The 25616-nt window shown below is 63.2% G+C and carries 29 protein-coding genes, 1 tRNA gene and 1 other RNA gene; 11 read left to right on the forward strand and 20 right to left on the reverse strand.

Annotated features, from left to right (window positions below):
* The 3 genes from infA to leuA all read right to left on the reverse strand — a co-directional run bounded on the left by infA (window position 1) and on the right by leuA (window position 3161).
* Window positions 1-264: a translation initiation factor IF-1 gene (infA, locus tag AT959_RS04305; RefSeq protein WP_066880983.1), complete on the reverse strand. Its 264-nt coding sequence runs from the start codon at window positions 262-264 to the stop codon at window positions 1-3.
* A gap of 31 nt (window positions 265-295) precedes the next feature.
* Window positions 296-1174, reverse strand: a complete 879-nt coding sequence (locus AT959_RS04310) for a transglutaminase-like domain-containing protein (RefSeq protein WP_066880985.1) — start codon at window positions 1172-1174, stop codon at window positions 296-298.
* A 292-nt stretch (window positions 1175-1466) separates the two neighbouring features.
* Window positions 1467-3161: a 2-isopropylmalate synthase gene (gene leuA / locus AT959_RS04315; RefSeq protein ID WP_066880987.1), complete on the reverse strand. Its 1695-nt coding sequence runs from the start codon at window positions 3159-3161 to the stop codon at window positions 1467-1469.
* A 132-nt stretch (window positions 3162-3293) separates the two neighbouring features.
* On the opposite strand from leuA, the gene AT959_RS04320 reads away from it, so the two are divergent.
* Together AT959_RS04320 and rnpB are read left to right on the forward strand one after the other, a co-directional pair.
* Complete coding sequence (locus tag AT959_RS04320) at window positions 3294-3761, forward strand: Lrp/AsnC family transcriptional regulator (RefSeq protein ID WP_066880989.1); 468 nt, start codon at window positions 3294-3296, stop codon at window positions 3759-3761.
* 10 nt (window positions 3762-3771) lie between these two features.
* An RNA gene (gene rnpB, locus AT959_RS04325) (RNase P RNA component class A) lies at window positions 3772-4154 on the forward strand.
* A 10-nt stretch (window positions 4155-4164) separates the two neighbouring features.
* Here rnpB and AT959_RS04330 read toward each other — a convergent pair.
* Together AT959_RS04330 and AT959_RS04335 are read right to left on the reverse strand one after the other, a co-directional pair.
* Window positions 4165-5337: a vWA domain-containing protein gene (locus tag AT959_RS04330; protein ID WP_066880990.1), complete on the reverse strand. Its 1173-nt coding sequence runs from the start codon at window positions 5335-5337 to the stop codon at window positions 4165-4167.
* A gap of 4 nt (window positions 5338-5341) precedes the next feature.
* Window positions 5342-6184: an AAA family ATPase gene (locus AT959_RS04335; protein ID WP_066880992.1), complete on the reverse strand. Its 843-nt coding sequence runs from the start codon at window positions 6182-6184 to the stop codon at window positions 5342-5344.
* Window positions 6185-6295: 111 nt separating this feature from the next.
* Between AT959_RS04335 and AT959_RS04340 the strand changes: the two genes are divergently transcribed.
* The 5 genes from AT959_RS04340 to arfB all read left to right on the forward strand — a co-directional run bounded on the left by AT959_RS04340 (window position 6296) and on the right by arfB (window position 9637).
* Window positions 6296-7438 carry a 50S ribosomal protein L11 methyltransferase gene (locus tag AT959_RS04340; RefSeq protein ID WP_066880994.1) on the forward strand — a complete coding sequence of 381 codons (1143 nt, stop codon included), beginning with the start codon at window positions 6296-6298 and terminating at the stop codon, window positions 7436-7438.
* Window positions 7439-7518: 80 nt separating this feature from the next.
* A complete protein-coding gene (locus tag AT959_RS04345) occupies window positions 7519-7896 on the forward strand; it encodes a COG4315 family predicted lipoprotein (protein WP_066880996.1) in 378 nt (125 codons plus the stop codon).
* A gap of 9 nt (window positions 7897-7905) precedes the next feature.
* Entirely contained in the window at window positions 7906-8403 is a 498-nt protein-coding gene (locus AT959_RS04350) for an RNA polymerase sigma factor (protein WP_205629827.1), read from the forward strand.
* Window positions 8400-9203: an anti-sigma factor family protein gene (locus AT959_RS04355; protein ID WP_066880998.1), complete on the forward strand. Its 804-nt coding sequence runs from the start codon at window positions 8400-8402 to the stop codon at window positions 9201-9203. Before AT959_RS04350 ends, AT959_RS04355 begins: the two co-directional genes overlap by 4 nt.
* Window positions 9204-9235: 32 nt before the next feature.
* On the forward strand, window positions 9236-9637 hold the full coding sequence (arfB, locus tag AT959_RS04360; RefSeq protein WP_066880999.1) for an alternative ribosome rescue aminoacyl-tRNA hydrolase ArfB: 402 nt from the start codon (window positions 9236-9238) through the stop codon (window positions 9635-9637).
* 16 nt (window positions 9638-9653) lie between these two features.
* Here arfB and AT959_RS04365 read toward each other — a convergent pair whose 3' ends face one another.
* From AT959_RS04365 to rpsU, 8 genes are all read right to left on the reverse strand, one after another.
* Window positions 9654-10007, reverse strand: a complete 354-nt coding sequence (locus tag AT959_RS04365; protein ID WP_066881706.1) for a hypothetical protein — start codon at window positions 10005-10007, stop codon at window positions 9654-9656.
* Between the two features lie 88 nt (window positions 10008-10095).
* Complete coding sequence (locus tag AT959_RS21365; protein WP_169795445.1) at window positions 10096-10233, reverse strand: hypothetical protein; 138 nt, start codon at window positions 10231-10233, stop codon at window positions 10096-10098.
* Window positions 10234-10275: 42 nt separating this feature from the next.
* Window positions 10276-10527 carry a transcription initiation factor IIE subunit alpha family protein gene (locus AT959_RS04370; RefSeq protein WP_066881002.1) on the reverse strand — a complete coding sequence of 84 codons (252 nt, stop codon included), beginning with the start codon at window positions 10525-10527 and terminating at the stop codon, window positions 10276-10278.
* 132 nt (window positions 10528-10659) lie between these two features.
* A tRNA-Ile gene (locus AT959_RS04375) sits at window positions 10660-10736 on the reverse strand.
* 7 nt (window positions 10737-10743) lie between these two features.
* Complete coding sequence (gene rpoD / locus AT959_RS04380; RefSeq protein WP_066881004.1) at window positions 10744-12717, reverse strand: RNA polymerase sigma factor RpoD; 1974 nt, start codon at window positions 12715-12717, stop codon at window positions 10744-10746.
* A gap of 46 nt (window positions 12718-12763) precedes the next feature.
* On the reverse strand, window positions 12764-14503 hold the full coding sequence (gene dnaG, locus AT959_RS04385) for a DNA primase (RefSeq protein WP_066881006.1): 1740 nt from the start codon (window positions 14501-14503) through the stop codon (window positions 12764-12766).
* A gap of 6 nt (window positions 14504-14509) precedes the next feature.
* A complete protein-coding gene (locus AT959_RS04390; protein ID WP_066881008.1) occupies window positions 14510-14956 on the reverse strand; it encodes a GatB/YqeY domain-containing protein in 447 nt (148 codons plus the stop codon).
* 83 nt (window positions 14957-15039) lie between these two features.
* A complete protein-coding gene (rpsU, locus tag AT959_RS04395) occupies window positions 15040-15252 on the reverse strand; it encodes a 30S ribosomal protein S21 (protein ID WP_011286295.1) in 213 nt (70 codons plus the stop codon).
* Window positions 15253-15390: 138 nt separating this feature from the next.
* Between rpsU and tsaD the strand changes: the two genes are divergently transcribed.
* Window positions 15391-16425 (forward strand): tRNA (adenosine(37)-N6)-threonylcarbamoyltransferase complex transferase subunit TsaD, encoded by a 1035-nt coding sequence (gene tsaD, locus AT959_RS04400; RefSeq protein ID WP_066881010.1) that lies wholly within the window; start codon window positions 15391-15393, stop codon window positions 16423-16425.
* A 313-nt stretch (window positions 16426-16738) separates the two neighbouring features.
* On the opposite strand, the gene AT959_RS20995 is transcribed toward tsaD, so the two are convergent.
* Window positions 16739-16876 (reverse strand): hypothetical protein, encoded by a 138-nt coding sequence (locus AT959_RS20995; RefSeq protein ID WP_157651208.1) that lies wholly within the window; start codon window positions 16874-16876, stop codon window positions 16739-16741.
* An 81-nt stretch (window positions 16877-16957) separates the two neighbouring features.
* Between AT959_RS20995 and AT959_RS04405 the strand changes: the two genes are divergently transcribed.
* Window positions 16958-18688: a nitrite reductase gene (locus AT959_RS04405; RefSeq protein WP_066881012.1), complete on the forward strand. Its 1731-nt coding sequence runs from the start codon at window positions 16958-16960 to the stop codon at window positions 18686-18688.
* A 99-nt stretch (window positions 18689-18787) separates the two neighbouring features.
* Complete coding sequence (locus AT959_RS04410; RefSeq protein WP_066881014.1) at window positions 18788-20275, forward strand: type IV pili methyl-accepting chemotaxis transducer N-terminal domain-containing protein; 1488 nt, start codon at window positions 18788-18790, stop codon at window positions 20273-20275.
* A gap of 1 nt (window position 20276) precedes the next feature.
* Here the strand turns inward: AT959_RS04410 and plsY are convergent, their stop codons facing one another.
* A complete protein-coding gene (gene plsY / locus AT959_RS04415) occupies window positions 20277-20882 on the reverse strand; it encodes a glycerol-3-phosphate 1-O-acyltransferase PlsY (RefSeq protein WP_066881016.1) in 606 nt (201 codons plus the stop codon).
* A 67-nt stretch (window positions 20883-20949) separates the two neighbouring features.
* Between plsY and AT959_RS04420 the strand changes: the two genes are divergently transcribed.
* Window positions 20950-21300, forward strand: coding sequence for a dihydroneopterin aldolase (locus AT959_RS04420; protein WP_066881018.1), 351 nt, complete (start codon window positions 20950-20952; stop codon window positions 21298-21300).
* Between the two features lie 58 nt (window positions 21301-21358).
* On the opposite strand, the gene AT959_RS04425 is transcribed toward AT959_RS04420, so the two are convergent.
* The 5 genes from AT959_RS04425 to AT959_RS04445 all read right to left on the reverse strand — a co-directional run bounded on the left by AT959_RS04425 (window position 21359) and on the right by AT959_RS04445 (window position 25610).
* Window positions 21359-22234, reverse strand: a complete 876-nt coding sequence (locus AT959_RS04425) for a ZIP family metal transporter (RefSeq protein ID WP_066881021.1) — start codon at window positions 22232-22234, stop codon at window positions 21359-21361.
* Between the two features lie 92 nt (window positions 22235-22326).
* A complete protein-coding gene (gene ybaK / locus AT959_RS04430; protein ID WP_066881023.1) occupies window positions 22327-22818 on the reverse strand; it encodes a Cys-tRNA(Pro) deacylase in 492 nt (163 codons plus the stop codon).
* A gap of 49 nt (window positions 22819-22867) precedes the next feature.
* Complete coding sequence (locus AT959_RS04435; protein WP_083518206.1) at window positions 22868-24190, reverse strand: porin; 1323 nt, start codon at window positions 24188-24190, stop codon at window positions 22868-22870.
* A gap of 42 nt (window positions 24191-24232) precedes the next feature.
* Window positions 24233-25153: a site-specific tyrosine recombinase XerD gene (gene xerD, locus AT959_RS04440; RefSeq protein ID WP_066881027.1), complete on the reverse strand. Its 921-nt coding sequence runs from the start codon at window positions 25151-25153 to the stop codon at window positions 24233-24235.
* On the reverse strand, window positions 25119-25610 hold the full coding sequence (locus tag AT959_RS04445; RefSeq protein WP_205629828.1) for a methylated-DNA--[protein]-cysteine S-methyltransferase: 492 nt from the start codon (window positions 25608-25610) through the stop codon (window positions 25119-25121). The genes xerD and AT959_RS04445 overlap by 35 nt, the downstream gene beginning before the upstream one ends.
* Window positions 25611-25616 lie beyond the last annotated feature (6 nt).

Consider the following 25616-nt stretch of genomic DNA (forward strand, 5'->3'; position numbering starts at 1 on the left):
TTAGAAACGACGACGACGCGGCGGTGCGGAGGTGCCGGTGCGGGTTTCGATGTGACGGAAGGTGATGCGGCCCTTGGACAGATCGTAGGGCGAGAGTTCCAGCGTGACCTTGTCGCCGACCAGGATGCGGATGTGGTTCTTCTTCATCTTGCCGGAGGTGTAGGCGATCAGTTCGTGGCCGTTTTCCAGCGTGACGCGAAAGCGGGTATCGGGGAGGACGTCATTCACGACGCCTTGCATTTCAAGTAGTTCTTCTTTTGCCAAGGGTAATTCTCCTGTAAATGGATTTCGGGGTTCAGGCCTTGTCGACCGTAGCATCGGTCGATAAGGCTTCCGGCCGGTGGCGGGGTGTTTCCCACGGGCGGCCGGCTTCGGTAAGGGCGCTGACCGAGATCAGCGGTGGCGGTGAAACGACGCCGCCAAAAATGGTGGCGAAGGAGACATCGGCCGCGTCGCGCCCGGTGCCGAGACGGACGAAGCCCATCGGAATGGCGGTGCCCGAAGGATCGAACAGATACCAGCGCTTGTCGAGATAGACCTCGACGTAGGCGTGGAAATCGGTCGGCCCGAGCGCCGGGTCGGCGCCGTAGTCGATACCGGTGGTGAAGCGGGCCGGAATGCTCAGGGCGCGGCAGATGGCGATCATCAAATGCGCGAAGTCGCGGCAGACGCCGACGCGGTCGGTCAGCGTGTCGAGCGCCGAGGTCGTCGAACTGCTGGTGGCCCCGCGGAAGGTGACTTGCCGGCGCACCCAGTTCTGGATCGCCTCGACCCGGCGGTAGCCCTTGGGCAGATTGCCGAATTCGCTCATCGCCAGCATGGCGAGGCGGTCGGACTGGCAGTAGCGGCTCGGATAGATGTAGGTCAGCGCCGATAGCGGCAACTGGGCGACCGGGGTTTCGTTGATCGCGTCCGGGTTGCCGATGTGGTGGTCGATATCGACCGTTGCCTGATAGGTGACGTGGAGCGGGCCGGGGGCGGCGGTCAGGCGCAGGTAGCGGGCATGGGTGACCGGGTCGGTCTGGATCGTGCTCGGCACCTGCTGGCTGATCTGCAGGTTTTCGGCAACGATGGACTGGCTGGCGGTCTTCGCGGCGTGGATATTGAAGACGAAATCGGCGCCTGGATAGTTCAGTTCATAATGAAGATCGATTGCGAACTGGATGCGAACCATGAATTCCCTGAGGTAAGGCTACCTGCTGCTCCAGGCAAACCCTGGGCGCGGTCAGGCGACCATTGAAACGGCGTTTGCGACGGGAAATGATTAGTTCAGCGTGCCGGCAGGCCAGAAACGATGGCGCGGCAGAGGGACAGCATTTACGCGGGGCAGAACGGTGAGGCCGGGTACAGTGACCCAAGGCTGGGCTGCATCTTACGCCGGACCACCCAGGCTGGCAAGAAAAAATGCCGAAAATGACAGGATATTCAATCCCTTGCCGTTGTTCCGGCAAGGGATTGTCGGTGTCTTACGCGGCCTGCTGGCGTTCTTCGCTCATCTGCCCGGCGCCGAGGCGATTGACGCCGCTGAGCAAGGCCTTGATCGAGGCGGTGACGATGTTGCTGTCGACGCCGACGCCGTAGCATTCACCGCTCCGGCGGCCGGCGATTTCCATGAAGGCACAGGCCCGGGCGTTACCGTCCTCGCCCATCGGCACCATCGAGCGCTCTTCGTAGCTGCGCACCTGGATCTGGATGCCGGCACTCTGCAGGGCGTGTACCGCGGCGTTGATCGGGCCGTTGCCTTCGCCGGTGAGAATGTGCGGCGTGCCGTCAATCTCGATGTTCAGGCGGATGCCCTGGGCGCTGCCGTGTTCGTAGAGATGGTGCTCGCGGTAACGGACTGGCGTTTCGGTGTCGAGGTAGGTCTGGGCGAACAAGTTCCAGATGTCGTCGGCGCTGACTTCGCCGCCGTGCGTGTCGGTGTGCTGCTGGACGACGCCGGAGAACTCGACCTGGAGACGGCGCGGCATGACGACGCCGTGTTCGGTTTCCATCAGGTAGGCGATGCCGCCCTTGCCCGACTGGCTGTTGACGCGGATCACCGAGTCGTAGCTGCGGCCGACGTCGGCCGGGTCGATCGGGAGATAAGGCACCGACCATTGCTCATCCGCCTTTTGAGCGGCAAACCCCTTCTTGATGGCGTCCTGGTGGGAGCCGGAGAAGGCCGTGAAAACGAGATCCCCAACGTATGGGTGGCGCGGGTGGATCGGGAGCTGGGTGCAGTGTTCGAAAGTGCGGGCGACGGCGTTGATGTCGGAGAAGTCGAGCTGCGGATCGACGCCCTGCGTATGCATGTTGAGGGCGAGGGTGACGAGATCGACGTTGCCGGTCCGTTCGCCGTTGCCGAAGAGACAGCCTTCGACGCGGTCGGCGCCGGCCATCAGGCCGAGCTCGGCGGCGGCGACGGCGGTGCCGCGGTCGTTGTGCGGGTGGAGGCTGATGATGACGCTGTCGCGCCGTTCGAGATTACGGTGCATCCACTCGATCTGGTCGGCGTAGATGTTCGGGGTGGCGATCTCGACCGTGGTCGGGAGATTGAGGATGACCTTGCGCTCCGGCGTCGCGCCCCAGGCGGCGGTGACGGCGTCGCAGACTTCCTTGGCGAAGTCGAGTTCGGTGGCGGTGAACAGTTCCGGACTGTATTCGAGGGTGATCCGGGTTTCCGGCATCTCCTCGGCGAGCTGGCGGATGAGCTTGACGGCATCGACGGCCATGGCGACGACTTCTGCCTTGCTCATGCCGAAGACGTTGTCGCGGAAAGTCTTGCAGGTCGCGTTATAAACGTGAACGATGGCCTGTTTGGCGCCCTTGAGCGACTCGAAGGTGCGGCGGATGAGGTGTTCGCGGGCCTGGGTGAGGACTTCGATGGTGACGTCGTCGGGAATGTGGCCGCCGTCGATCAGGCCGCGCACGAAACCGAATTCGGTTTCCGAGGCGGACGGGAAGGCGATCTCGATTTCCTTGAAGCCGATGGCGCACAGGGTCTTGAACATGCGCATCTTCTTTTCGGCATTCATCGGCTCGAAAAGCGCCTGGTTGCCGTCGCGGAGGTCGGTGCTCATCCAGATCGGCGCTTTGTCGATGACGTGGTTCGGCCATTGGCGGTCGGCAAGCTGGACCGGCGGAAAGGCTGAGTATTTGGCGGCGGATTTCTTGTTCATGGTGCAGCTCCGGCAATCAATTTCGATGGGCAAATATTATGTGAATTTAGGTGGCAGGTGCTTGCGCATTGGGCTATCAACAAGGACGAATTTGGCAGAAACTTGCGTCATTAGAATAATTTGAGCAAGTATATGGAAATCGATCGTTACGACCGGCAAATTCTCGCCATCCTGCAGGCCGATGGCCGCATCAGCAATCAGGATCTGGCCGACCGCATCGGCCTGTCGCCCTCACCCTGCCTGCGCCGGGTACGGGCGCTGGAAGAGTCGGGGCTGATTACCGGCTACCGCGCGCTGCTCGACGCCAAGAAACTTGGCCTGAGCCTGATGGCGCTGATCGGCATCTCGATGGACCAGCACACGCCGGAACGCTTTGCCAACCTCGAAGCCGCCATCAACGACATTCCGGAAGTGCTGGAATGCCTGCTGATCACCGGCCAGCAATCGGACTACCAGTTGAAGGTCGTCATTCGCGACATGGATGCCTATCAGGAATTGCTGCTCAACAAGATCACCCGTATCCAGGGCGTGACCGGTGTGCACACCAGTTTTGTGCTCAGGAAAGTGGTTGACCGCAGCAGTCTGCCGGTCGGCGTATAATCCGCCCCGGAAAGTCGGCCAGGCAATCGCTGGACACGAAAGTGTCGGGAGGAAAGTCCGGGCTCCATTGGGCAGGATGCCAGCTAACGGCTGGGTGCTATACGGTCGCAAGACTCAAGGCAACGGAAAGTGCAACAGAAAATAAACCGCCGATGGCCCCGCAAGGGGATCAGGTAAGGGCGAAACGGCGAGGTAAGAGCTCACCGCGCTGGCGGTAACGTTCAGCGGCATGGCAAACCCCATCCGGAGCAAGACCAAATAGGGAAGCTGAGGCGTGGCCCGCGCTGCTTCCGGGTAGGTTGCTTGAGCCTGTCGGTAACGGCAGGCCTAGAGGAATGATTGCCGAACCTCGCAAGAGGGGAACAGAACCCGGCTTATCGGCCGGCTTTCCACCAGATTCTGTTTATTTCGCCAGGCTGCGCATGGCCCGTTCGAGGCCGTCGATGGTCAGTGGGAACATCCGCTCGCCGAGTAGCTGACGGATCATCGTGATCGATGGCGTGTAGCCCCAGTGGGCTTCCGGCAAGGGATTGAGCCAGGCGGCCCGCGACCAGGTGTTGAGCAGGCGTTCCAGCCAGACGGCGCCGGCTTCCTCGTTCCAGTGTTCGACGCTGCCGCCAGGGCGGGCAACTTCGTAAGGGCTCATGCTGGCATCGCCGACGAAAACCAGCTTGTAGTCCGGGCCGTAGGTGTGGATGACGTCCCAGGTCGATAATTTTTCGCCATGACGCCGGCGATTGTCCTTCCACACCCCTTCATAGACGCAGTTGTGGAAGTAGAAGTGCTCGAGGTGCTTGAACTCGGCGCGGGCGGCGGAAAACAGCTCCTCGCAGGCCTGGATGTGATCGTCCATCGAGCCGCCGATATCGAGAAAGAGCAGCACCTTGATCGCATTATGGCGTTCCGGCCGCAACTGCAGGTCGAGCCAGCCGCCATTGCGGGCCGTGCCGGCGATCGTGCCGTCGAGGTCGAGTTCGGTCGCCGCGCCTTGGCGGGCAAAGCGACGCAGCCGACGCAGCGCGACCTTGATGTTGCGGACACCGAGCTCGAGCGAATCGTCGAGGTTGCGGAATTCGCGCTGCTCCCAGACCTTGATCGCCGTCCGGTTGCCGACCGATTCGCCGCCGATGCGGACACCTTCCGGGTTGTAGCCGCCGTGGCCGAAGGGCGAAGTGCCGGCGGTGCCGATCCACTTGTTGCCGCCGGCGTGGCGTTCCTTCTGCTCGGCGAGCCGTTCCTTCAGTTGCTCGAAGACCTTTTCGTAGCCGAGTTTCTGCAGCCGGGCCCGGTCGGCTTCCGACAGGTGCTTGCGGGCCGCCAGTTCCAGCCATTCCTCCGGCACCATGGCGTCGAAACCGGGCAGCGCCTCGATGCCCTTGAAATACTCGCCGAAGGCGCGGTCGAAACGGTCGTACAGGGCCTCGTCCTTGACCAGCAGGGCGCGCGCCAGCAGGTAGAAATCATCGAGGCTGCCGCTGACCAGCCGGGCTTCCAGCGCTTCGAGCAGGGCCAGCAGCTCATTGGTCGACACCGGCAACTGGCGCGCCTTCAGGTGCAGGAAGAAATCGACCAGCACCGGTTCAGCTCTTGCGGCGGGCCATGAAGGCGAGGCGTTCGAAGAGGTGCACGTCCTGCTCGTTCTTGAGCAGCGCCCCGTGCAGCGGCGGAATGGCGTCCTTCGCCTCCTTGGCGCGCAGCGCTTCCGGCGGGATGTCCTCGGCCAGCAGCAGCTTCAGCCAGTCGATCAGTTCGCTGGTGGATGGTTTCTTCTTCAGGCCGGGCACTTCGCGCAGATCGAAGAAGACTTCCAGCGCTTCCTTGAGCAGGTCGTGCTTGAGGACCGGGAAATGGACGCCGACGATGCGCTGCATCGTTTCCTTGTCGGGAAATTTGATGTAGTGGAAGAAGCAGCGGCGCAGGAAGGCGTCGGGCAGTTCCTTCTCGTTGTTCGAGGTGATGATGATCAGCGGCCGATGCTTGGCCTTGATCGTCCGGTGCAACTCGTAGCAGTGGAATTCCATGCGGTCGAGTTCGCGCAGCAGGTCGTTGGGGAACTCGATGTCGGCCTTGTCGATTTCGTCGATCAGCACCACCGACGGTTCGTCGCACTCGAAGGCCTGCCACAGCACGCCATGCCCGATGTAGTGGCCGATGTCCTCGACGCGCGGGTCGCCCAGTTGCGAGTCGCGCAGCCGCGATACCGCGTCGTATTCGTAGAGGCCCTGTTGCGCCTTGGTGGTCGATTTGATGTGCCATTGGAAGAGCGGCATGTTCAATGCCCGCGCCACTTCCTCGGCCAACAGCGTCTTGCCGGTGCCCGGTTCGCCCTTGATCAGCAGCGGCCGTTGCAGGGCGATGGCGGCGTTGACCGCCAGGGTCAGGTCGCGGGTGGCGACGTAGCTTTCGGTACCTTCGAATTTCATGGTCTGGATGTCCGGTGGAGGCGTCTCGGTGGGCTGATTGTAAAGGCAAAGCGCCGGCTAAAAACGCCGCTGGCCAGTCTTGGCAGCCGGGCTTCTGGCCTACAATGCCGCATGAACTCGACTGCATTCCCACTCATTCGCTGGCAAGAAGCCGGCCTGGACCACTCGGCCCGCTGGCGCTCCGAAGCCGGCCTGCCGCCACCGGAAAATGTCGTCATCGCCGACGATACGCTGAAGGCCGACGCCGCCTACCGCCTGGCGGCGCAAGGCACGGCCCTGCTCTGGCGCGGCGACTACCAGAACGCCCGCAACCTGCTGCAGGCCATGGCCCGGCGGGCCGAGCGCAAGCCGCGGGCGGGCGCCGAGCAGAAGCCGGCGACGCCGGCCGAGGCTTTCCAGATGCATCGCGCCGCCCAAGGTCGGCGGGCGGCCATTCTCGGTAGCCTGCTGGTGCCGCTGACCGCCGATTACCGCGTGCCGCTGCGCCGTGGCCAAGACGTCGCTGAGGCCTGCCGGGCGGCGCTGGGGCCGGGTGAAGAGGATTCGGTGATTTCGCTGCGCGGCCTGCTCGCCCTGGTCAGTGCCTACGAATGGCGCAAGAAGGGGGCGCTGGTGCCGGCGCTGAGGGCGCTCATCCACCCGCATTTCGGTGTCTTTTCGCCGGTCCGCGGCGAATATGTCGATCTGGTCGCCAAGGCGCCGTTACCGGCCAACTGCAATGTGGCCTTCGATATCGGCACCGGCTCCGGCGTGCTGGCGGCGGTGCTGGCCAAGCGCGGCATCCCACGCGTCGTGGCGACCGACATGGACCCGCGTGCCCTGGCCTGTGCCGCGGAAAATGCCCAAAATCTCGGGTTGACCGCCGGCATCGAGGTGGTCCGGGCCGATCTCTTTCCGGAAGGCCGGGCCCTGCTCGTCGTCTGCAATCCGCCGTGGCTGCCGGCGCAGCCGAGTTCGCCGGTCGAATATGCGATCTACGATCCGGATTCGCAGATGCTGCGCGGCTTCCTGAACGGCCTGGCGGCGCATCTGGCGCCGGGCGGCGAAGGTTGGCTGATCATTTCCGACCTCGCCGAACATCTCGGCCTGCGTTCGCGCGCCGAACTGCTCGGCTGGATCGCGGCTGCTGGTCTGAAAGTGCTCGGCCGCCTCGATACCCGGCCGAAACATCCGAAGACCCAGGATGCCAGCGACCCGCTGCATGCGGCGCGGGCGGCGGAAGTGACCTCGCTGTGGCGGCTGGGGGTGGCCTGATTTTTTTGCCGGGCAGGGAATAAAGCAGGGCCAGTTGTCGTTCATCTCGGTGTAGCACCTCAAACCTGACGGAGACGATCATGAAAACGAACAAACTGATGCTCACCCTGGCCCTGACGGCCGCACTGGCCGCCTGCTCGACAGCCGAAACCCGGCCGGCCATGACATCCGGTAGCATGCTGACCGGCAGCAACGGCATGACGCTCTATGTTTTTGATAAGGACGAGGCTGGCAGTGGCCAGAGCATGTGCACGGGGCCGTGCGCAACGAACTGGCCGCCGCTGTTCGCCCCACATGAAGCCATGGCGAGCGGTGATTACAGCGTCGTCAAGCGGGGCGACGGCAACAAGCAATGGGCCTACAAGGGCAAGCCGCTGTATTTCTGGAGCAAGGACCAGAAGGCCGGCGACACGACCGGTGACGGTTTCAACAACGTCTGGCACGTCGCCAAGCCCTGACGCCGTACCGTGGATAGCCGCGCGATCCGCGCCGAAATGCCGCGCCTGCGCCGCTACGCGCGGGCGCTGCTCGGCGACCGCGCGGCGGCGGACGATCTCGTGCAGGACACGCTCGAACGGGCCTGGCGCCGGCTGGCCCAGTGGCGGGCCGGCAGCGACCTGCGGGCCTGGCTGTTCAGCATCATGCACAACCTGCGCGTCGATCAGTTGCGGCAGCCATCTCTGTCCACCCAGGCGCTGGATGATGGCGACGAAGCGCCGACCCGGCCGACGCAGAGCGATCAGCTGGAACTGGTCGATCTCGAAGCCGCTCTCCGCCAGTTGCCGGACGAACAGCGCGCCGTGCTGCTGCTCGTCGCGCTGGAGGAAATGAGTTATGCCGAAGTCGCTGCCGCGCTGGAAATTCCGCTGGGCACCGTGATGTCCCGGCTGTCGCGTGGCCGCGAGCGGCTGCGCCTGATCATGGAGGGGCGCCCATTGGCCGCCAATCTGCGAGTCGTGCGATGAGTCAAGTCTCCGAAACCGATCTCCAGGCCTGGGTCGATGCCCGGCTGGCGCCGCCCCGGCGGCATGAAATCGATGCCTACCTGGCCGAGCATCCCAATCAGGCTGAGCGGTTGCGCGCCTATCAGGCGCAGAAGCGGGCCATCAAGGCGCTGTTCGATCCGGTGCTCGACGAAGTGCTGCCGGAAAATCTGCGGACTTTGGCCGAGGCGTCGGCGATGCCGGCGGTCGACCGGCCGAAAACGGCACTTTTCAGCCGCTGGTCGCTGCAGCGCCTGGCGGCCGGGCTCCTGGTCGCCCTGCTCGGTGGTGTCGCAGGCTGGCTCGGTCACGCCCAGTACCAGAGCGGCGAACGGCTGGCCCAGATGGCGCCGCTACCCCGCCAGGCGGCCGTCGCCCACGTTGTCTACAGTCCGGACGTCCGGCGCCCGGTCGAAGTGACGGCCGATCAGGAGGAGCAACTGGTCAAGTGGCTGTCGAAGCGGCTCGGCACGCCGATCAGCCCGCCCAAGCTGGGTGCCGTCGGCTATGAACTGGTCGGTGGTCGGCTGCTGCCCGGCAACAGCGGGCCGGTCGCCCAGTTCATGTATCAGGACGCCAGCGGCCAGCGCCTGACGCTCTACCTGACTACCGAAAACGCTGGCAAGGTGGAAACCGGCTTCCGTTTCGCCCGCGAAGGCCAGGTGAATGTCTTCTACTGGGTCGAAGGCAAGTTCGGCTATGCGCTGTCGGCCGGCATCGACAAGAATGAACTGGCCAAGGTCGCTACCGCCGTTTACGATCAGCTGGATCGAGCAAAATAGACCGGCTACGGCCGGGCGCGAAAGAAATCATCATGCCGGGTCTGGTCCTCAACGAAAACGAAGTCGAATTCACCGCCATCCGCGCCCAGGGCGCCGGTGGGCAAAATATCAACAAGGTCTCGAACGCGGTGCATCTGCGTTTCGATGTCGCCGCCTCCAGCCTGCCGGAAGAGATCAAGGGCAAGTTGCTGGCGCTGCGCGACCAGCGCATCAGCAGCGATGGCATTGTCGTCATCAAGGCACAAAAGCACCGCAGCCTGGAGCGCAATCGCGAAGACGGCCTGGTTCGCCTGCGCGAACTGATCGCCAGCGCTGCCTTCGTGGCGCCGCCGCGCCGGCCGACCAAGCCGACGCGCAACTCGCAGCGTAAGCGCGTCGACAGCAAGGTCAAGCGCGGACAGGTCAAACTGCAGCGCGGCCGGGTCTGCGAATAGCCGGGGCGGCCCTGCCTTACTTGCTGATCGGCGCGTCGCGACCGGAATACTGGTCGCTCATCCGGTAGGGGGCGTCGATGAAGCGGGCGGTGGGTTTGTCGCGGCAGAAACGCTCGATGTACAGCTCGACCGTGCCGCTCGACAGATCGGTCACCTGCTGCGACTGATTGGCATAGTTGTGACCGCTGAGAAAGCCGCGCGCCCAGGCGACGTATTGCTTGCGCTGTTCCGGATCGTCCTTCGACTTGAACCAGGCCTGGCATGAGCTGTCGTCAAAACCGAGTATTTTCAGTGGTGCACCGGCAGCAACACCGCTAGCCAGCAGGCTCAGCACGATGGTCGCCCCGGCGGCGAGGCATTTTCGCAACATCTGATTCCCCTGTCTGAAGCGATCGGCGCTGCGGAAAGCAGGCGCCTTCAACTTCCGTTTCAAGTATAGCGCTGCCGCCGACATCGGTTCAGCAGAAGGCGAAGGCGAGCAGGGCGGGGTCGTCGAGCAGGTTGAGCAGGGCGTAGGCGGCCAGCCGGTTGCCGACCAGCCAGGCCTGCTCCGAGAAGCTGGCCAGCCGGCTGAACAGGGGCGGGGCGATGGTCATCGGGGATAGGGCAAAAGAAAGGGCCCCGCGGGGCCCCTGGACCTAGCTCTTGACGCCTGGCTTGCGGCCGGGCGCGGCGGACGGCATGTAACCGGCGACGCGGCAGAAGATGCCTTCGATCGGGGTGCCGTTCTTGAAGGTGGTCATGCTGCACATGGAGATGGCCTTTTGCGCGGATAGCTCCTGCAGCGAGGCGCGAACCTCGGTCAGGTCAATGCCGGTGCCCTTGGCGATATCCGCGTCGAGCAATTGACCGTGTTTTTTCAGGTGCGAAAGGATGGAGTCTGTGTGCATGTCGAGAGCCTTTAATAAAGATGCCAAATTAGAACTGTCTACCTCGAGTGATGAAGAGTGTTTCGAAGTGCTCAGATGAAGAAATAAAGCAAAAGGCCAACCCCTGGGGATTGGCCGCAGTGCTCGATTTACTGGTGGGCCCGCACGGACTTGAACCGTGGACCAAAGGATTATGAGTCCTCTGCTCTAACCAACTGAGCTACAGGCCCGGAAAACTTAATTACCGTTAGTGTCGATGAAACTGCGCAGCTTGTCGGAACGACTCGGGTGACGCAGCTTGCGCAGCGCCTTCGCTTCGATCTGACGGATACGTTCGCGGGTGACGTCGAATTGCTTGCCGACTTCTTCCAGCGTGTGGTCGGTGTTCATTTCAATGCCGAAACGCATGCGCAGCACCTTGGCTTCGCGCGTCGTCAGCGTGTCGAGGATTTCCTTGGTGACGCCGCGCAGGCTGGAATACATCGCTGCATCGGCCGGGGCCAGCGTCGAGGAGTCCTCGATGAAGTCGCCGAGATGCGAGTCGTCATCGTCGCCGATCGGGGTTTCCATGGAGATCGGCTCCTTGGAAATCTTCATGATCTTGCGGATCTTCTCTTCCGGCATGTCCATCTTCTTGGCCAGCGTTGCCGGATCCGGTTCGGCACCGGTTTCCTGCAGAATCTGGCGGCTGATCCGGTTCATCTTGTTGATCGTTTCGATCATGTGCACCGGGATGCGGATGGTCCGTGCCTGGTCGGCGATGGAGCGGGTGATGGCCTGACGGATCCACCACGTCGCATAGGTCGAGAATTTGTAGCCGCGACGGTATTCGAACTTGTCCACGGCCTTCATCAGGCCGATGTTGCCTTCCTGGATCAGGTCAAGGAACTGCAGGCCGCGGTTGGTGTATTTCTTGGCGATCGAGATGACCAGACGCAGGTTGGCTTCGGTCATTTCGCGCTTGGCGCGACGGGCCTTGGCTTCGCCGGTGGACATCTGCTTGTTGATGTCCTTGAGGTCCTTCAGCGAGATGCCGATGCGATCCTGCAGGGCGAGCAGCTTCTTCTGTTCTTCCTTGATGGCCGGGCCGTTGCGGGTCAGGATGGCGACGTAGGTCTTGGGGGCGGCGGCGATTTCGCTGTCGGCCCAGTCGAGATTGACTTCGTTGCCCGGGAAGGACTGGATGAAGTGCGGCCGCGGCATCTTGACGCGGTCGACGCAGATCTGCTGGATCTTGCGTTCACAACCGCGCACCTGGTCGACCATGCCGCGCACGCTGTCACACAGGCGCTCGATCGAGCGCGAGGTGAAGCGGATGTTCATCAGCTCGTCGGAGATCTCGGCCTGCATCTTGAGGTAGGCCTTGTCGTGCGGGCCCTTGCTGCCGAGCGCCTTCTGCATTTTGACGTGCAGGGCGCGGATGGTCTTGAAGCGCTCCAGCGCGTCGGCCTTCAGTTGCAGCAGGGAAGCGGAAACGGCGCCGGGGCCGCCTTCCTCTTCTTCGGCTTCGTCGGCTTCTTCGTCTTCTTCGGCTTCTTCCGGCAGTTCGGCGGCCGGTGCCTGTTCAACGGCGTTCGGGTCGATCAGGCCATCGACCAGTTCGTCGATGCGCATTTCCTCGTTTTCGACCTTGGTCGCCATTTCGAGGATGTCGTCGATCGTGGTCGGGCAGGCGGAAATCGCCTGGACCATGTGCTTGAGGCCTTCTTCGATACGCTTGGCGATCTCGATTTCGCCTTCGCGGGTCAGCAGCTCGACCGTGCCCATTTCGCGCATGTACATGCGGACCGGGTCGGTGGTGCGGCCGAATTCGGAGTCGACCGTGGACAGCGCCTGTTCGGCCTGCGCTTCGACTTCTTCGTCGTCGGTCGCGGCGGCGGCGGTGTCGGACATCAGCAGGTCTTCGGCAGCCGGGGCTTCATCGAAGACCTGGATGCTCATTTCGCTGAAGGTCGAAATGATCGCTTCGATACTTTCCGCGTCGACCACGTCATCCGGCAGGTGGTCGTTGATTTCGGCGTAGGTCAGGTAACCGCGTTCCTTGCCGAGCTTGATCAGGGCCTTCAGGCGTGTCTTGCGCGCTTCGGCGTCAAGCGGTTCCGGAGTTTCTGCTATTGCGCCTTCGAGCAGCGCCTTTTCGGCTGCCTTCTCCTTGGCTTTGCTGGTGCGAGCCTTGGGGGCTTCCTTAGCAGTATCTTTTGCCTTGGCCATGAACACGATCCCTTGAATTGCGGAAAACCTCAAATTCTACCATAACTTAGCTTCGGTTTCCCCGGTTGGTGAGCAGCTGTATGTAGGCCTGCTTTTCAGCGGCGCTCAGCCCGGCGACGCCGAATTGCTGTGCCTTGGCCTGCAGTTCGGCGAAGGCTCTCTTCTGGCCGCCTTCCTGCAGTTTTTCCAGCGTGTCGCGAAACTCGGCCTCAGCCCCTTCTTCGTCAAACGGCAGGGCGAGAAGTTCCGAGGCGGCGTTTTCGATGATGCCTTCTTCCGGCAGGCCGCGTAGTTGTTCGCGCAGCGCGGCGTAACTGCTGGCTTCCTGGCTGGCGCCGACGACCAGGTCGTGCAGGCGGATCAAGGCCGGGCGTTCCGGCGTGTCCGGCAGCAGGTCGATCGGTAGCTGGGCGGCCAGTTTCGGTTTGTGCAGCACGATGCGCAGCAGGTTGCGGGTCAGCGATGGAGCCGTGCGCTTGGCTTTGGGCGGGGCGGCCGGGGTGTAGGATTTCAGCTCGCACAGGCGTTCGACTTCGCTTTGCACGAAACCACTGGCTTCGGCCAGGCGCTTGACCAGTTGCAGGCGCAACAGCGGCGTCGGCAGTTTGAGCAGCAGCGGCTTGGCTTCGTAGATCAGTTGCGCCTTGCCTTCCGAGCTGGTCAGGTCGCAGCGCTGGGCCAGTTCGCGCAGCAGGAAATCGGACAGCGGCATGGCCTGGGTGACTTGGCGATCGAACTGTTCCTTGCCGAATTCGCGGATGTAACTGTCGGGGTCATGTTCCTGTGGCAGGAAGATGAAGGCGAGTCGCTTGTTGTCGGCCAGCGCTTCCAGCGAATTTTCCAGGGCGCGCCAGGCGGCCTTGCGGCCGGCGTTGTCGCCGTCAAAGCAGAAGACGACGCGGTCGACCTGACGCAGCAGTTTGGTGACGTGGGTCGCCGTGGTCGCCGTGCCGAGCGTCGCGACGGCGTTGCCGACCCCGTTCTGGGCCAGCGCGATGACATCCATGTAGCCTTCGGTGACGATGGCGGTGTCGGTTTCGCGCAGGGCCTGGCGGGCCTGCGGTAGACCGAACAATTCGCGGCCTTTTTCGAACAGCGGCGTTTCCGGCGAATTCAGGTATTTCGGCTCGCCCTGGTCGATGATCCGGCCGCCGAAGGCGATGATGTCGCCTTTCGGGTTGATGATCGGGATCATCAGCCGGTCGCGGAAGCGGTCGTAGCGGCGGCCGGCCTCGTTTTCGATGACCAGGCCGGCGGCCTTCAGTTCGTCGGCGTTGTAATTCGGAAAGACTTCCTGCAGGTTCTGCCAGCCCTCCGGCGCATAACCCATGCCGTAGCGGGCGGCGATTTCGCCGCTCAGGCCGCGCTTCTTGCAATACTCGATGGCCTTCGGCGAACGCTTCAGCTGGTCCTTGTAGTACTGCGCGGCACGCGCCATGACTTCGATCAGTGTTCGCGTCTGGCCCTGTTTTTCATCGTTGAAGCTGCGCCCTTCGCTTTCCGGCACTTGCATGCCGGCGCGAGTGGCCAAGTCCTTGACGGCATCGACAAAACCCAGGCCCTGATATTCCATGACGAAGCTGATCGCCGTGCCGTGGGCGCCGCAGCCGAAGCAGTGGTAGAACTGCTTGGTCGGGCTGACCGTGAAGGACGGCGATTTCTCGTTATGGAAGGGGCAGCAGGCGGCGTAGTTGGCGCCGGCCTTCTTCAGCGGCACGTAGCCGTCCACCAGGTCGACGATATCGACCCGGGCCAGCAGATCCTGGATGAAAGAATCCGGGATCATAGCGTTTTAACCGGCAAGCGCGGCCTTGACCAGCTTGGAGACTTCCGCCATGTCGGCCTTGCCGGCCAGCGCCGGCTTGAGGACGGCCATCAGCTTGCCCATGTCGGCCGGGCCCTTGGCGCCGGTTTCGGCGACCGCGGCGGCAACGGCGGCGGCGATTTCGTCATTGCCCATTTTTTCCGGCAGGTAGGCGGCGAGGATGGCGATTTCGGCCTTCTCGACGTCGGCCAGGTCCTGGCGGTTGGCGGCTTCGTACTGGGTGACGCTGTCCTTGCGCTGCTTGACCAGCTTTTCGATGACGGCGGCGACGGCGGCATCGTCGAGTTCGACGCGCTCATCGACTTCCTTCTGCTTGACGGCGGCGAGCAGCAGGCGAATGGCAGCCAGCTTGCCGGCTTCCTTGGCCTTCATGGCCGTTTTCATGTCTTCGGTGATACGTGCTTTGAGGCTCATGGACGTTCTTTTCGAAAATTCAAAGAAAAAAGCCGCCGGCTGTTGAAGGCTGGCGGCTCTTTTGTGCGGCGAAACGTACTGGATTAGTACAGTTTCGGCGGCAGGGTCAGGCTACGGAGGCGCTTGTGCTGGCGTTTGACGGCAGCGGCAGCCTTGCGCTTGCGTTCGGTCGTGGGCTTTTCGTAAAACTCACGGGCACGCAGCTCGGTCAGGAGACCAGTCTTTTCAACCGTCCGCTTGAAGCGGCGGATAGCAACTTCGAACGGCTCATTTTCCTTGACACGAATGTTCGGCATATAAATCACCCCCTTCCGTAAGGCGCCTGCCAGGTCAAGTAAAAGGCAGTGCGCGCAAAATTTTTATCCGCATGTTTGCGGAGAGCCGAACAGTATATTGCAAAAAACCTTTTTGCCTCAAGTGTTAAAATGCGATCCATGCTGATCCTTGGTATCGAATCCTCCTGCGACGAAACCGGCATTGCGCTCTACGACAGCGCAGCCGGGCTTTTGTCGCACGCGCTCCACTCCCAGGTAGCGATGCACGCCGAGTACGGCGGCGTCGTCCCGGAACTGGCTTCCCGCGACCATATCCGGCGGGTCGTGCCACTGTTGCGCGAGGCGCTGGGGCTGTCCGGCAAGTCGCTCGACGACGTCGATGCCGTCGCCTACACGCGCGGCCCGGGCTTGTCCGGCGCGCTGCTGGTTGGCTGTGCCTTTGCCGAGGCGCTGGCCTTGGCCATCGACAAGCCGACCATTCCGGTGCACCACCTCGAAGGGCATCTGCTGTCGCCGCTGCTGTCGCGCGACCCGCCGACCTTCCCGTTCGTCGCGCTGCTGGTTTCCGGCGGCCATACGCAATTGATGAAGGTGACCGGCGTCGGCGAATACGAACTGCTCGGCGAAACGCTCGACGACGCGGCCGGCGAGGCGTTCGACAAGAGCGCCAAGCTGCTCGGCCTGCCTTATCCGGGCGGTGCCTTGTTGTCGAAACTGGCCGAAGCGGGTACCCCCGGCGTGTACGAACTGCCGCGGCCGATGCTGCATTCCGGCGACCTCAACTTCAGCTTTTCCGGCCTGAAAACGGCGGTGCTGACGCTGGTCCGCGAGCATGCCGAGGCGATGACCGACGAATTCAAGGCCAATGCGGCCCGCGCCTTCCAGGAGGCGATGGTCGACGTGCTGCTGAAAAAAGCGCTGAAGGCTATGAAGCAGACCGGCCTGCAGCAACTGGTGGTGGCCGGCGGGGTGGGCGCCAATAAGCAGCTACGGTCGACCCTCGATCTGGAGGCAAAACGCAAGCGTTTCCGCGTTTATTACCCGGAGCTGGAGTTCTGTACCGATAACGGCGCGATGATCGCCCTGGCCGGAGCGCTGCGCTTGCAGGCCGGGACGCCGCCCAAGGAGGCCGGCATCTTCTCGGTGCAGCCGCGCTGGCCCTTGATGGACATGGCGGTCAGCGGCACGAAGTAGCCAGGGACGGCGCCGCGTTCGAGCGGGCCGTTCGCCTTCTTGCGGCGCTTCGGACAGTTCTTGCATGGCGGTTTGCTGTGGCAGCATTTTTTGCCCATCGCGACTCCCGGATCGCGGTGACTGAATTCAGAAGTTGTCCGGCAGGGTGGCCAGGATGTCAACATAGGCCTCCCATGGTGCGAGTTCGTCGAACCAGCGATCTATGAAACGCGAAATCATGGTGCTCTCCTGATTTAAGGTCGGTCGTCCCGACCTGATGACTGCAGTCTAGAGAGTAGTCATCGATTGTTCGAATTGATTGAATAAATTCCGCTTATCGTTTTTTGCTATCGACGGCCGCAGCCAGCGCTGTCGCGTTTTCATGACGATTTTTGCTGCGCCAAATGGCTTTCTTGTCGCTGGTCAAGTTCGCGCCGACGCCGAAGCCGCCTGCCTTCTCGCTCTTCCTCATGCTTGATTTCGATCAAAGCGCAAATCCCCCTGCTTGCGAAAGTGCGCCGCCGTATCAATTTTCAGAGAGGATAAGGGACTCATGATTGCAAGGAATTTCAAGCGCTACCGCCTGGCGGCGCTGCCAGCCCTGGCCGTGCTTTGTCAGCTAGCTTTTGCCCAGGCGCCGGCCGCACACAGCGATGGCACGATGCGCGACTATCAGACGGCCGGCGGTTCACCGCTGGCTAACGTCAAGATGCACCAGGACATCAACCCGCTGGCCCCGAAGATGACCGAGGCCGAGTTCGACAAGGCCAAGCGCATCTTTTTCGAGCGCTGCGCCGGCTGTCACGGCGTGCTGCGCAAGGGGGCGACCGGCAAGGCGCTGACCCCGGACATCACGCTCGACAAGGGACTCGATTACCTGAAGGTCTTCATCAAGTACGGCTCGGCCGGCGGCATGCCGAACTGGGGCACCTCGGGCGTGCTGAGCGACGATGAAGTCGACCTGATGGCCCGCTACATCCAGCAGACGCCGCCGGCGCCGCCGGAGTACGGCCTGAAGGAAATGGAAGCGTCGTGGAAGGTGATCGTGCCGGTCGACCAGCGTCCGAAGAAGAAAATGAACAATCTCAACCTGGAGAACCTGTTCTCGGTGACGCTGCGCGATGCCGGCGAGATTGCGCTGATCGACGGCGACAGCAAGAAGATTGTCAGCATCCTGAACACCGGTTATGCCGTGCATATTTCGCGGATGTCGGCCTCGGGTCGCTACCTGTTCGTGATCGGCCGCGATGCCAAGATCAACCTGATCGACTTGTGGATGGAAAAACCGGACACCGTTGCCGAAATCAAGGTCGGCATGGAAGCGCGCTCGGTCGAAAGCTCGAAGGCCAAGGGTTACGAGGACAAGTACGCGATCGCCGGCACCTACTGGCCGCCGCAGTTCGTGATCATGGACGGTGACACGCTGAAGCCGCGCAAAATCGTGTCCACCCGCGGCATGACTGTCGGCACCCAGGATTACCATCCGGAACCGCGCGTCGCGGCCATCGTTTCCTCGCACTTCAACCCGGAATTCTTCGTCAATGTGAAGGAAACCGGCATGGTCTATTCGGTCGACTATCGCGACCTGAGCAACCTGAAGATCAAGATGATCGAGGCGGCGCCCTTCCTGCATGACGGTGGTTTCGAATCGTCGCATCGCTATTTCATGGATGCGGCCAATGCCTCGAACAAGATTGCCGTTATCGACACCAAGGACGGCAAGCTGACCAAGTTGGTCGATGTCGGCAAGACGCCGCACCCGGGGCGTGGCGCCAATTTCATCGATCCGAAGTTCGGCCCGGTCTGGGCGACCGGCCATCTCGGCGACGAGAGCATTTCCCTGATCGGCACCGATCCGAAGAAGAATCCGGATAACGCCTGGAAGGTCGTGCGCACGCTGAAGGGCCTGGGCGGCGGTTCGCTGTTCCTGAAAACCCATCCGAAGTCGAAGAACCTGTGGGTCGATACGACGCTCAATCCGGAGCCGGGCGTCAGCCAGTCGGTTGCCGTCTGGGACATCAACAACCTGGAAAAGGGCAGCGAGCTGATCCCGATCGGTGAATGGTCCGGCATCAAGGCCGGGCCGAAACGCGTCGTCCAGCCGGAGTACAACAAGGCCGGTGACGAAGTCTGGTTCTCAGTGTGGAACGGCAAGGACCAGGAGTCGGCCATCGTCGTCGTCGATGACAAGACGCGCAAGCTGAAGGCCGTCATCCGCGATCCGAAGCTGGTCACGCCGACCGGCAAGTTCAACGTTTTCAACACGCAGCACGACGTCTACTAAGCCCCGTCCGGGTGCTTAGGCAAAAAGAAGGGGGTTCTGCCCCCTTCTTTTATTGCTTAGCATGTGGTTTTGCCCGAAGTGTCGCGAGGTTTTGCGAAAGTGAACGTCCCGTTAAGAAAGCCCAACTGGGCGCAGCGCGAGTTGTTGTCGCACAGCCCGCTGTTTGCCGGCCTGGCGCCGAAGCTGCTCGATGAACTGAGCCGCGCCAGTCGCCTGCTGGAAGTGCCGGCGCAGAGTGTGCTGTTCGAAGCCGGCGACCCGGTCCGCGAAGCCTACGTATTGGTCAGCGGTACGCTGAAACGGTCGACGATCCTGGCCGGCGAGACCAAGAAGGTCATCGAACTGGCCCAGTCGCAGCAACTGCTCGGCCTCGGGGAGGCCTTCAGCGCCAGCCGCTACGCTTCCTCCGGCAAGACGATCACGCCGTGCATCGTCGTCGCCATCGACATCCACAAGCTGCGCGCCATCGTCCGCCAGGATCTCGACCTGAGCTGGCGAATCATCCAGGCGATGGCCGAGCGGCAATGCGCCGTCGAATTCGATGTCACCGGTTATCACTACGGTTTGACCGGCACCCAGCGCCTGCTCGACTACCTGATCGAACTGGCCGGTGGTCATCCCGGGCTGGCCGGCGAAACCACGGTGACGCTGAAGACCAGCAAGAAAATCATTGCTGCGCGCATCGGCATGACGCCGGAAAGCCTGTCGCGCAGTCTGCGCTTACTGAGCGAGAGCGGCGTCATCGTCGTCGACGGGCGCAACGTCCATATCCAGAATGCCGCGCTGTTGAATACGGAAGTCGGCAATACCAAGCAGCGGGTGAATTTTTCCCGGAAGTCGAAAAAGGCCGCGGCGGGTCTGGCCAAATCCTTGTCACCTGGCGTCCTGATCAATCTCTGCGGTCGGCCGCGCCTGTTGTCGCAGCGCATGGCGGCTGCCTGGGCGTTGATCGGCCAGAACATCAGCCCGGCCAAGGCGGCGGTCAGGCTGCGCCAACTCCATGCGCAGATGGAGCGGACGCTGGCGCGCCTGGAGAGTCTGGGTTTGCCGGGCGACTTGGCCGAGCAGCTACAGGCGGTGCAGGCGATCTGGCCGCGCTACTGGGCGGCGCTGAGCGAGGTCGAGCCGGCTCTGGAGAAGGCGTCGGCAGTGCTCGAGCTGAGCGAGGAAATCCTCGAGGCGATCGACCTGTTGGCCCGCCAGGCGGCAGTGCACGTTGCCTTGCCGGCGGCGCACTACGTCAATATTGCCGGCCGCAATCGCATGCTGTCGCAACGAATCGGCAAACTGTTCCTGTTTCGCGAATGGGGGCTGAGCGACGAGGCGACGCTGCAGCGTCTCGGCGCATCCTGCTGCGAATTCGAGAGCAATCTGGCGGAATTGAAGCGGAGCGGCATCGGCGTGCCGGAACTGGCGGCGCAGCTAAGCGAGGTGACCGAGCAGTGGCAAAAGTTTGAAAGCGTGCTGCTGCCGAGTCTGCAGCATGCCAGCAAAAGCCGGCATGCGCTGGCCGCGCTGGCCGAGGGCGAGCGGCTGCTGCGCCACGTCGATACGACGGTCAAGCTCTACGAGCGACTGGCCAAATAGCTTATTTCTTCTTGCTGCCGATTTTCGATTCCTGGCCGGCCATCAGGCGCTGCAGGTTCTGCCAGTGCTTGCCGATCAGGGCGAGGGAGAGCACGCCGACGATCAGCGTCTGGCCATTGGCGCCGTGCATCATGACCTGGAAGACCGGGGCGAGGGTAGCGGCGAGGACGGCGGCGAGCGAGGAGTAGCGGAAGGCGAAGGCGACGAAGATCCAGGTGCCGAGCACGGCCAGGCCGAGCAGCGGATCGAGCGCGAGCAGCACGCCGGCGGCGGTGGCGACGCCCTTGCCGCCCTTGAACTTGAGGAAGACCGGAAACAGGTGGCCGGCGAAGACGGCGAGCGCGATGAGGCCGACGGCGAGGTCGCTGAAGCCGGCCTGCTGGGCCAGAAAGACGGCGAGCCAGCCCTTCAGCGCGTCGCCGAGCAGCGTGAACAGGGCTGCCTTCTTGTTGCCGCTGCGCAGTACGTTGGTCGCCCCCGGATTACCCGAGCCGTAAGTCCGCGGATCGGCCAGGCCGAAGACTTTCGAGGAGATCATTGCGAAGGGAACGGAGCCGAGCAGGTAGGCGGCGATCAGGGCCAGGGGGATGGCGAGGGCGGTTTGCATGGGTTGCTTGGGTCGCTGAGGTACAATCGCGGCGAATTTTACACCCCTCACTGCGGTCGACCGCCCTATGGACATCATTTTCATCGAAGAACTGCGCGCCGAAACGTGGATAGGCATCTATCCGCGCGAGAAAGCCATGTCGCAGACGGTCGAGATCTCTCTGCATATCGGGGTGTCGACCGCATCGGCCGGCGCCAGCGATGACATCCGCGACACCGTGGACTACGCCGTGGTCGTCGAGCGTCTGCGTGCCGATCTGTCGGGCAGCCATTTCAACCTGCTGGAGAAGTTGACCGAGCATATCGCCACCTGGCTGCTGGAAAACTTCGCCGCCCAATGGGTGCGGGTGTCAGTCGCCAAGCTGGGCATGATGCCCGGCGTCAAGCGGGTCGGCGTCATCATCGAGCGCTCGGTTTAAGCATCAATCAGGAAAAAGCCCCCGGTCGGCGTCGACCGGGGGCTTTTGCTTTGGCGCTTCAGAAAGCGGTGGCGAGCACCGTCATCGCCGCAAAACCGGCGGCTAGGCCGGCCGTGCCGGCTGCCTCGCGACCGGGTTGGTGCGAGGCCGGGATCAACTCGTGGCTGACTACCCAGAGCATGGCGCCGGCGGCGGCAGCGAGGGCAAGCGGCAAGGCGCTGCCGGCCAGGCTGCTGGCGATGACCCCGAACAAGCCGCCGACCGGTTCGACCAGACCGGTCGCCAGGGCGATCAAGGCGGCGCGCAACGGCGCGGCGCCGAGGGCGATCATTGCGCTGGCGACGATCCAGCCTTCAGGAATGTTCTGGATCGCGATGCCGAGCGTCATCCCGTGGTCGGCGCCGGCGGCGGCCGAGATGCCGACGGCAAGGCCTTCCGGCACGTTGTGCAAGGCGATGGCGGCGATCACCAGGCCGACCTGCGGCATCGCCTTGCCGACTTCGATAGATTCGACATGGGCGTGCGCCGTCCGACTATCCATCTGCTGCATCAGCCCGACGCCGGCCATCAAGGCGGCGGCAGTGACGATGGCGAGTGGCCACGGCGCGCCGCTGGCGGCGACGTTCTGCACGGCCGGGACGAGCAGCGAGAAGAGGCTGGCGGCGAGCATCATGCCGCCGGCGAGGCCGAGCATCGGCGCCATCAGGCGTTCCTGCGGTCGACGCATGAAAAGTACCGGAATTGCCCCGAGGCCGGTGGCGAGGCCGGCCAGCAAGCTGGCTTCAAGGCCGCGCGCCGCCATCGGGTGGGCGGCCAGCCAGTGCATGGACTGTTCGGTGGCAAAGGCGAGGGCAACGACGGCCATCGCCAGGCCGGTCCACAAGTGGCGGCGGGCGGTGGGTCGGGTGTAATGCCGGATGACGAGTTGGCTCATGGTGGCGCTCCTTCTTTGATGAGTGCCACTTTACGGAGCGTTCTGTTATAGCTCCAATCGATTGATTAAATACTGTCGATTGCTAATGGCAATCATCCTTTCAGTGCCGCCTCGACCGGCTTCGGATTAAGTGCGCGCAGGATGTCGTGTGGATGGACACCGACCAGATAGCCGCGCCGGCCGCCGTTGATGTAGATCAGCGGCAGGTCGAGGATGCTTTTTTCGAGATAGATCGGCATCGCCTTCTTGGTACCGAACGGGCTGGTGCCGCCGACCAGGTAGCCGGTGTGGCGGTTGGCGACTTCCGGTTTGCACGGCTCGACTTTCTTGCAACCGATCTGGCGGGCCAGTTCCTTGGTCGAGACCTTGCAGTCGCCATGCATCAACACGATCAGCGGCTTGGCGTTCTCGTCCTCGAAGATCAGCGTCTTGACCACGGCGTGCTCGTCAACATTCAGTTCGCGGGCCGAGACCTTGGTCCCGCCATGTTCCTCATAGGCGTAGAGGTGGCTGGAGAAGGCGATCTTCTGCGCCTTCAGGAACTTGGTGGCCTGCGTTTCGGGGGCGTGTTCGTGCTTGCTCATGCGTGGCTGTCGGTGGGTGGTCGGCGCCTGATTTTACCGCGTGCGCCGCTCAGAAATAGTACTGGACGCCGGCCGCCAGGCCGTTCGCCGTGTCGCCGGGATTGACCGTGTAGTAGCCGTTGGCGGCGGTACCGGAAGGCGCGAAGGCGACGCCTTCTTCGTTGAGGTGGCGCGACCAGACAACGTAGGCCTTGAACTGCTGGTTGATGCTTTCCATCCAGGCGGCCGAGAAGACGCGGCCGCGGTCCTTGATGGTGGCGCCGGGAGTGTGCCCTTCGCCGTAGTTCAGGCGCAACTGGCCGGTGGCAGTGACGTCGATGCGCGAGCCGAAGAACCAGCTTCGCCACTCGCTGTCGATCCCGCTGTCGTAACGGGTATCGACGCCGGCCAGGCCGCCCATCAGGCGGACCTTGCCGATCTGGTAACTGGCGCCGGCGAAGGCATGCCGGTTGCTGCGGTCGGTATAGGTGTTGTGGTTGTCGTACTGGTAAGCGAGGCCGAGGCCGAGCGGGCCCTTGGCGTAATCGAGGGTGAGGCCGAGGGTACTTTGTTCGACGCCGCCGTTCTCGCCGCCGAGCGAGGCGAAGGTGCTGCTGGCCAGGCCGTGATAGCGCGGGCTGCTGTAGACGATGGAATTGTCGTAGCGGGTCGGTCCCGGCTTGACGTTGCCGTCGTTGGTCGGCGAGCCGTAGCCGTTGTCGAAGGCGTCGTACACCATCATTTCAAGGAAGAAGGGCGAGTACTGGCGGCCGACGGTCAGCTTGCCGAGGCGGCCTTCGAGACCGACGTAGAGCTGGCGCCCGAAGATGCGAGTATGCGTGCTGTCGGTCTGGCCCAGCTTGCCGTCGTTGGCGAAGAAGCCGGTTTCCAGCTGGTAGATAAAGTTGGTCTCGGGGCTGAGCGCCTTGCCGCCCTTGAGGCCGACCCGGCTGCCAGTCATGCCGCCGGATTCGATGGCCAGCCGGTTGCCGGTCGAGCCGCCCCAGTTCGCTTCGCCGAAGATGTCGAGGCGACCATAGAAGGTGGCGAACGGCATGTCGGGCTGGCTCGGCTCGGTGGCATTGGGTTGGGTCGATGGGGGAATGCTGTTTGGGCTGCTGCCGGCGGTCGAAGCCATGACGATCCGGGGGGCGGCGTTCGGGCGGGCAGCGGGCAGCGGGGTGCTGGCTGCGGTCGGAGCGGCGCTTTCCGGGGGGCTGCGCGTGGCGGCCTGCTTTTCCAGTTGTTCGATGCGGGCTTGTTGTTGCTGCAGCGTCTTTTGCATCTGACCGAGCAGGGCGCGGATGTCTTCCAGTTCGCCGGCCTGCGAGGCACCCGAGAAGAGCAGGGCGGTGAGGAAGATGGTCGATAAAGCTAGGCGCATCCTGGGCATGGCGAGTCTCCGGTCTTTCGCTGAAGGCTGGGGCACGGCTGGCTAGCCGCGCGGGTGGTGGGTGGCGTGCAGGCTCTTCAGCCGTTCGCGCGCGACATGGGTGTAAATCTGGGTGGTCGAGATGTCGGCATGGCCGAGCAGCAACTGGACGACGCGCAGGTCGGCGCCGTGGTTGAGCAGATGCGTCGCAAAGGCGTGGCGCAGCACGTGCGGCGACAGCTTGTCCGGTGCGATGCCGGCCCGCGCCGCATAGCGCTTGATCAGCTGCCAGAAGGCCTGACGGGTCATCGCACCGCCGCGGGCGGTAACGAACAGCGCTTCGCTGAGCTGGCCCTTGAGAATCTCCGGCCGGGCTTCGTTCAGATAGCGGCCCAGCCAGTCGATGGCCAGTTCGCCGAGCGGGACCAGGCGTTCCTTGCTGCCCTTGCCGATGACGCGGACGACGCCGTCGTTGAAGCCGATTTCATGCAGTTGCAGATTGACCAGTTCGGAAACGCGCAGGCCAGTGGCGTACAGGGTTTCGAGCATGGCGCGGTCGCGCAGGCCGAGCGGCGTATCGAGGTCGGGGGCATTGAGCAGGCCGTCGACCTGCTTCTCCGACAACACTTTCGGCAGCCGCGACGGGCGGCTCGGGTTGGCCAGCTTCAGCGTCGGGTCGGTAAAAATTCGACCACGGCCGAGTTGCCAGCGGTAAAAGCGGCGCAGCGTCGACAGGTAGCGCGCCTGCGAGGTGGCGCGGGTCAGGCGCGACAGATGGGCGATGAAGGCGGCGAGCGTCGTTTCACGCAGGTCGAGCAGCGCTTCGTGGCCGTGCTCGGCCAGCCAGCCGGCCAGCCGACCGAGGTCGGAGCGATAGCTGTCGAGCGTCGCCTTGGCCAGCCCGTCTTCCAGCCACAGCGCATCGCAGAAGTTGTCGATCTCGGCGAGATCAGCCGGGCGCGGCGGTGAACTCGCTGTTTTCATGGCGCAGCAGCCAGCGTTTGACATCGAGCAGGAAGCCGCCGCCGTGCCGGTTGAAACCACCGAGTCCGCCACCGGCGGCAATCACGCGGTGGCAGGGGACAACCAGCGGGTAGGGATTGGCGCCGCAGGCCTGGCCGACAGCGCGCGGGGCGTTGTGCAGGTTTTTGGCGACCTCGCCGTAGGTCAGCGTCCGGCCGAGCGGAATGGCGCTGATCTGCGCCCAGACGCGGCGCTGGAAGTGGGTGCCGGCCGGGCGCAGCGGCAGGCCGAAGGTGAAGGCCGGGTCGGCCAGGTAGGCTTCCAGCTGGTGTACCGCCTCGGCGGCCAACGCGGTACGCGGCGGCAGCGCCGGCTGAGGTTCGAGGAATTCGATGGTGGTGATTTCGTCGTCGCTGCATTCGATGCCGAGGGCGAAACCGGGGGCGGCGACGATGGCCTGGTAAATTGCTTCGCTCATGTGCCC

It is taken from the genome of Dechloromonas denitrificans (assembly GCF_001551835.1).
GTDB classification, from domain to species: Bacteria; Pseudomonadota; Gammaproteobacteria; order Burkholderiales; family Rhodocyclaceae; genus Azonexus; species Azonexus denitrificans.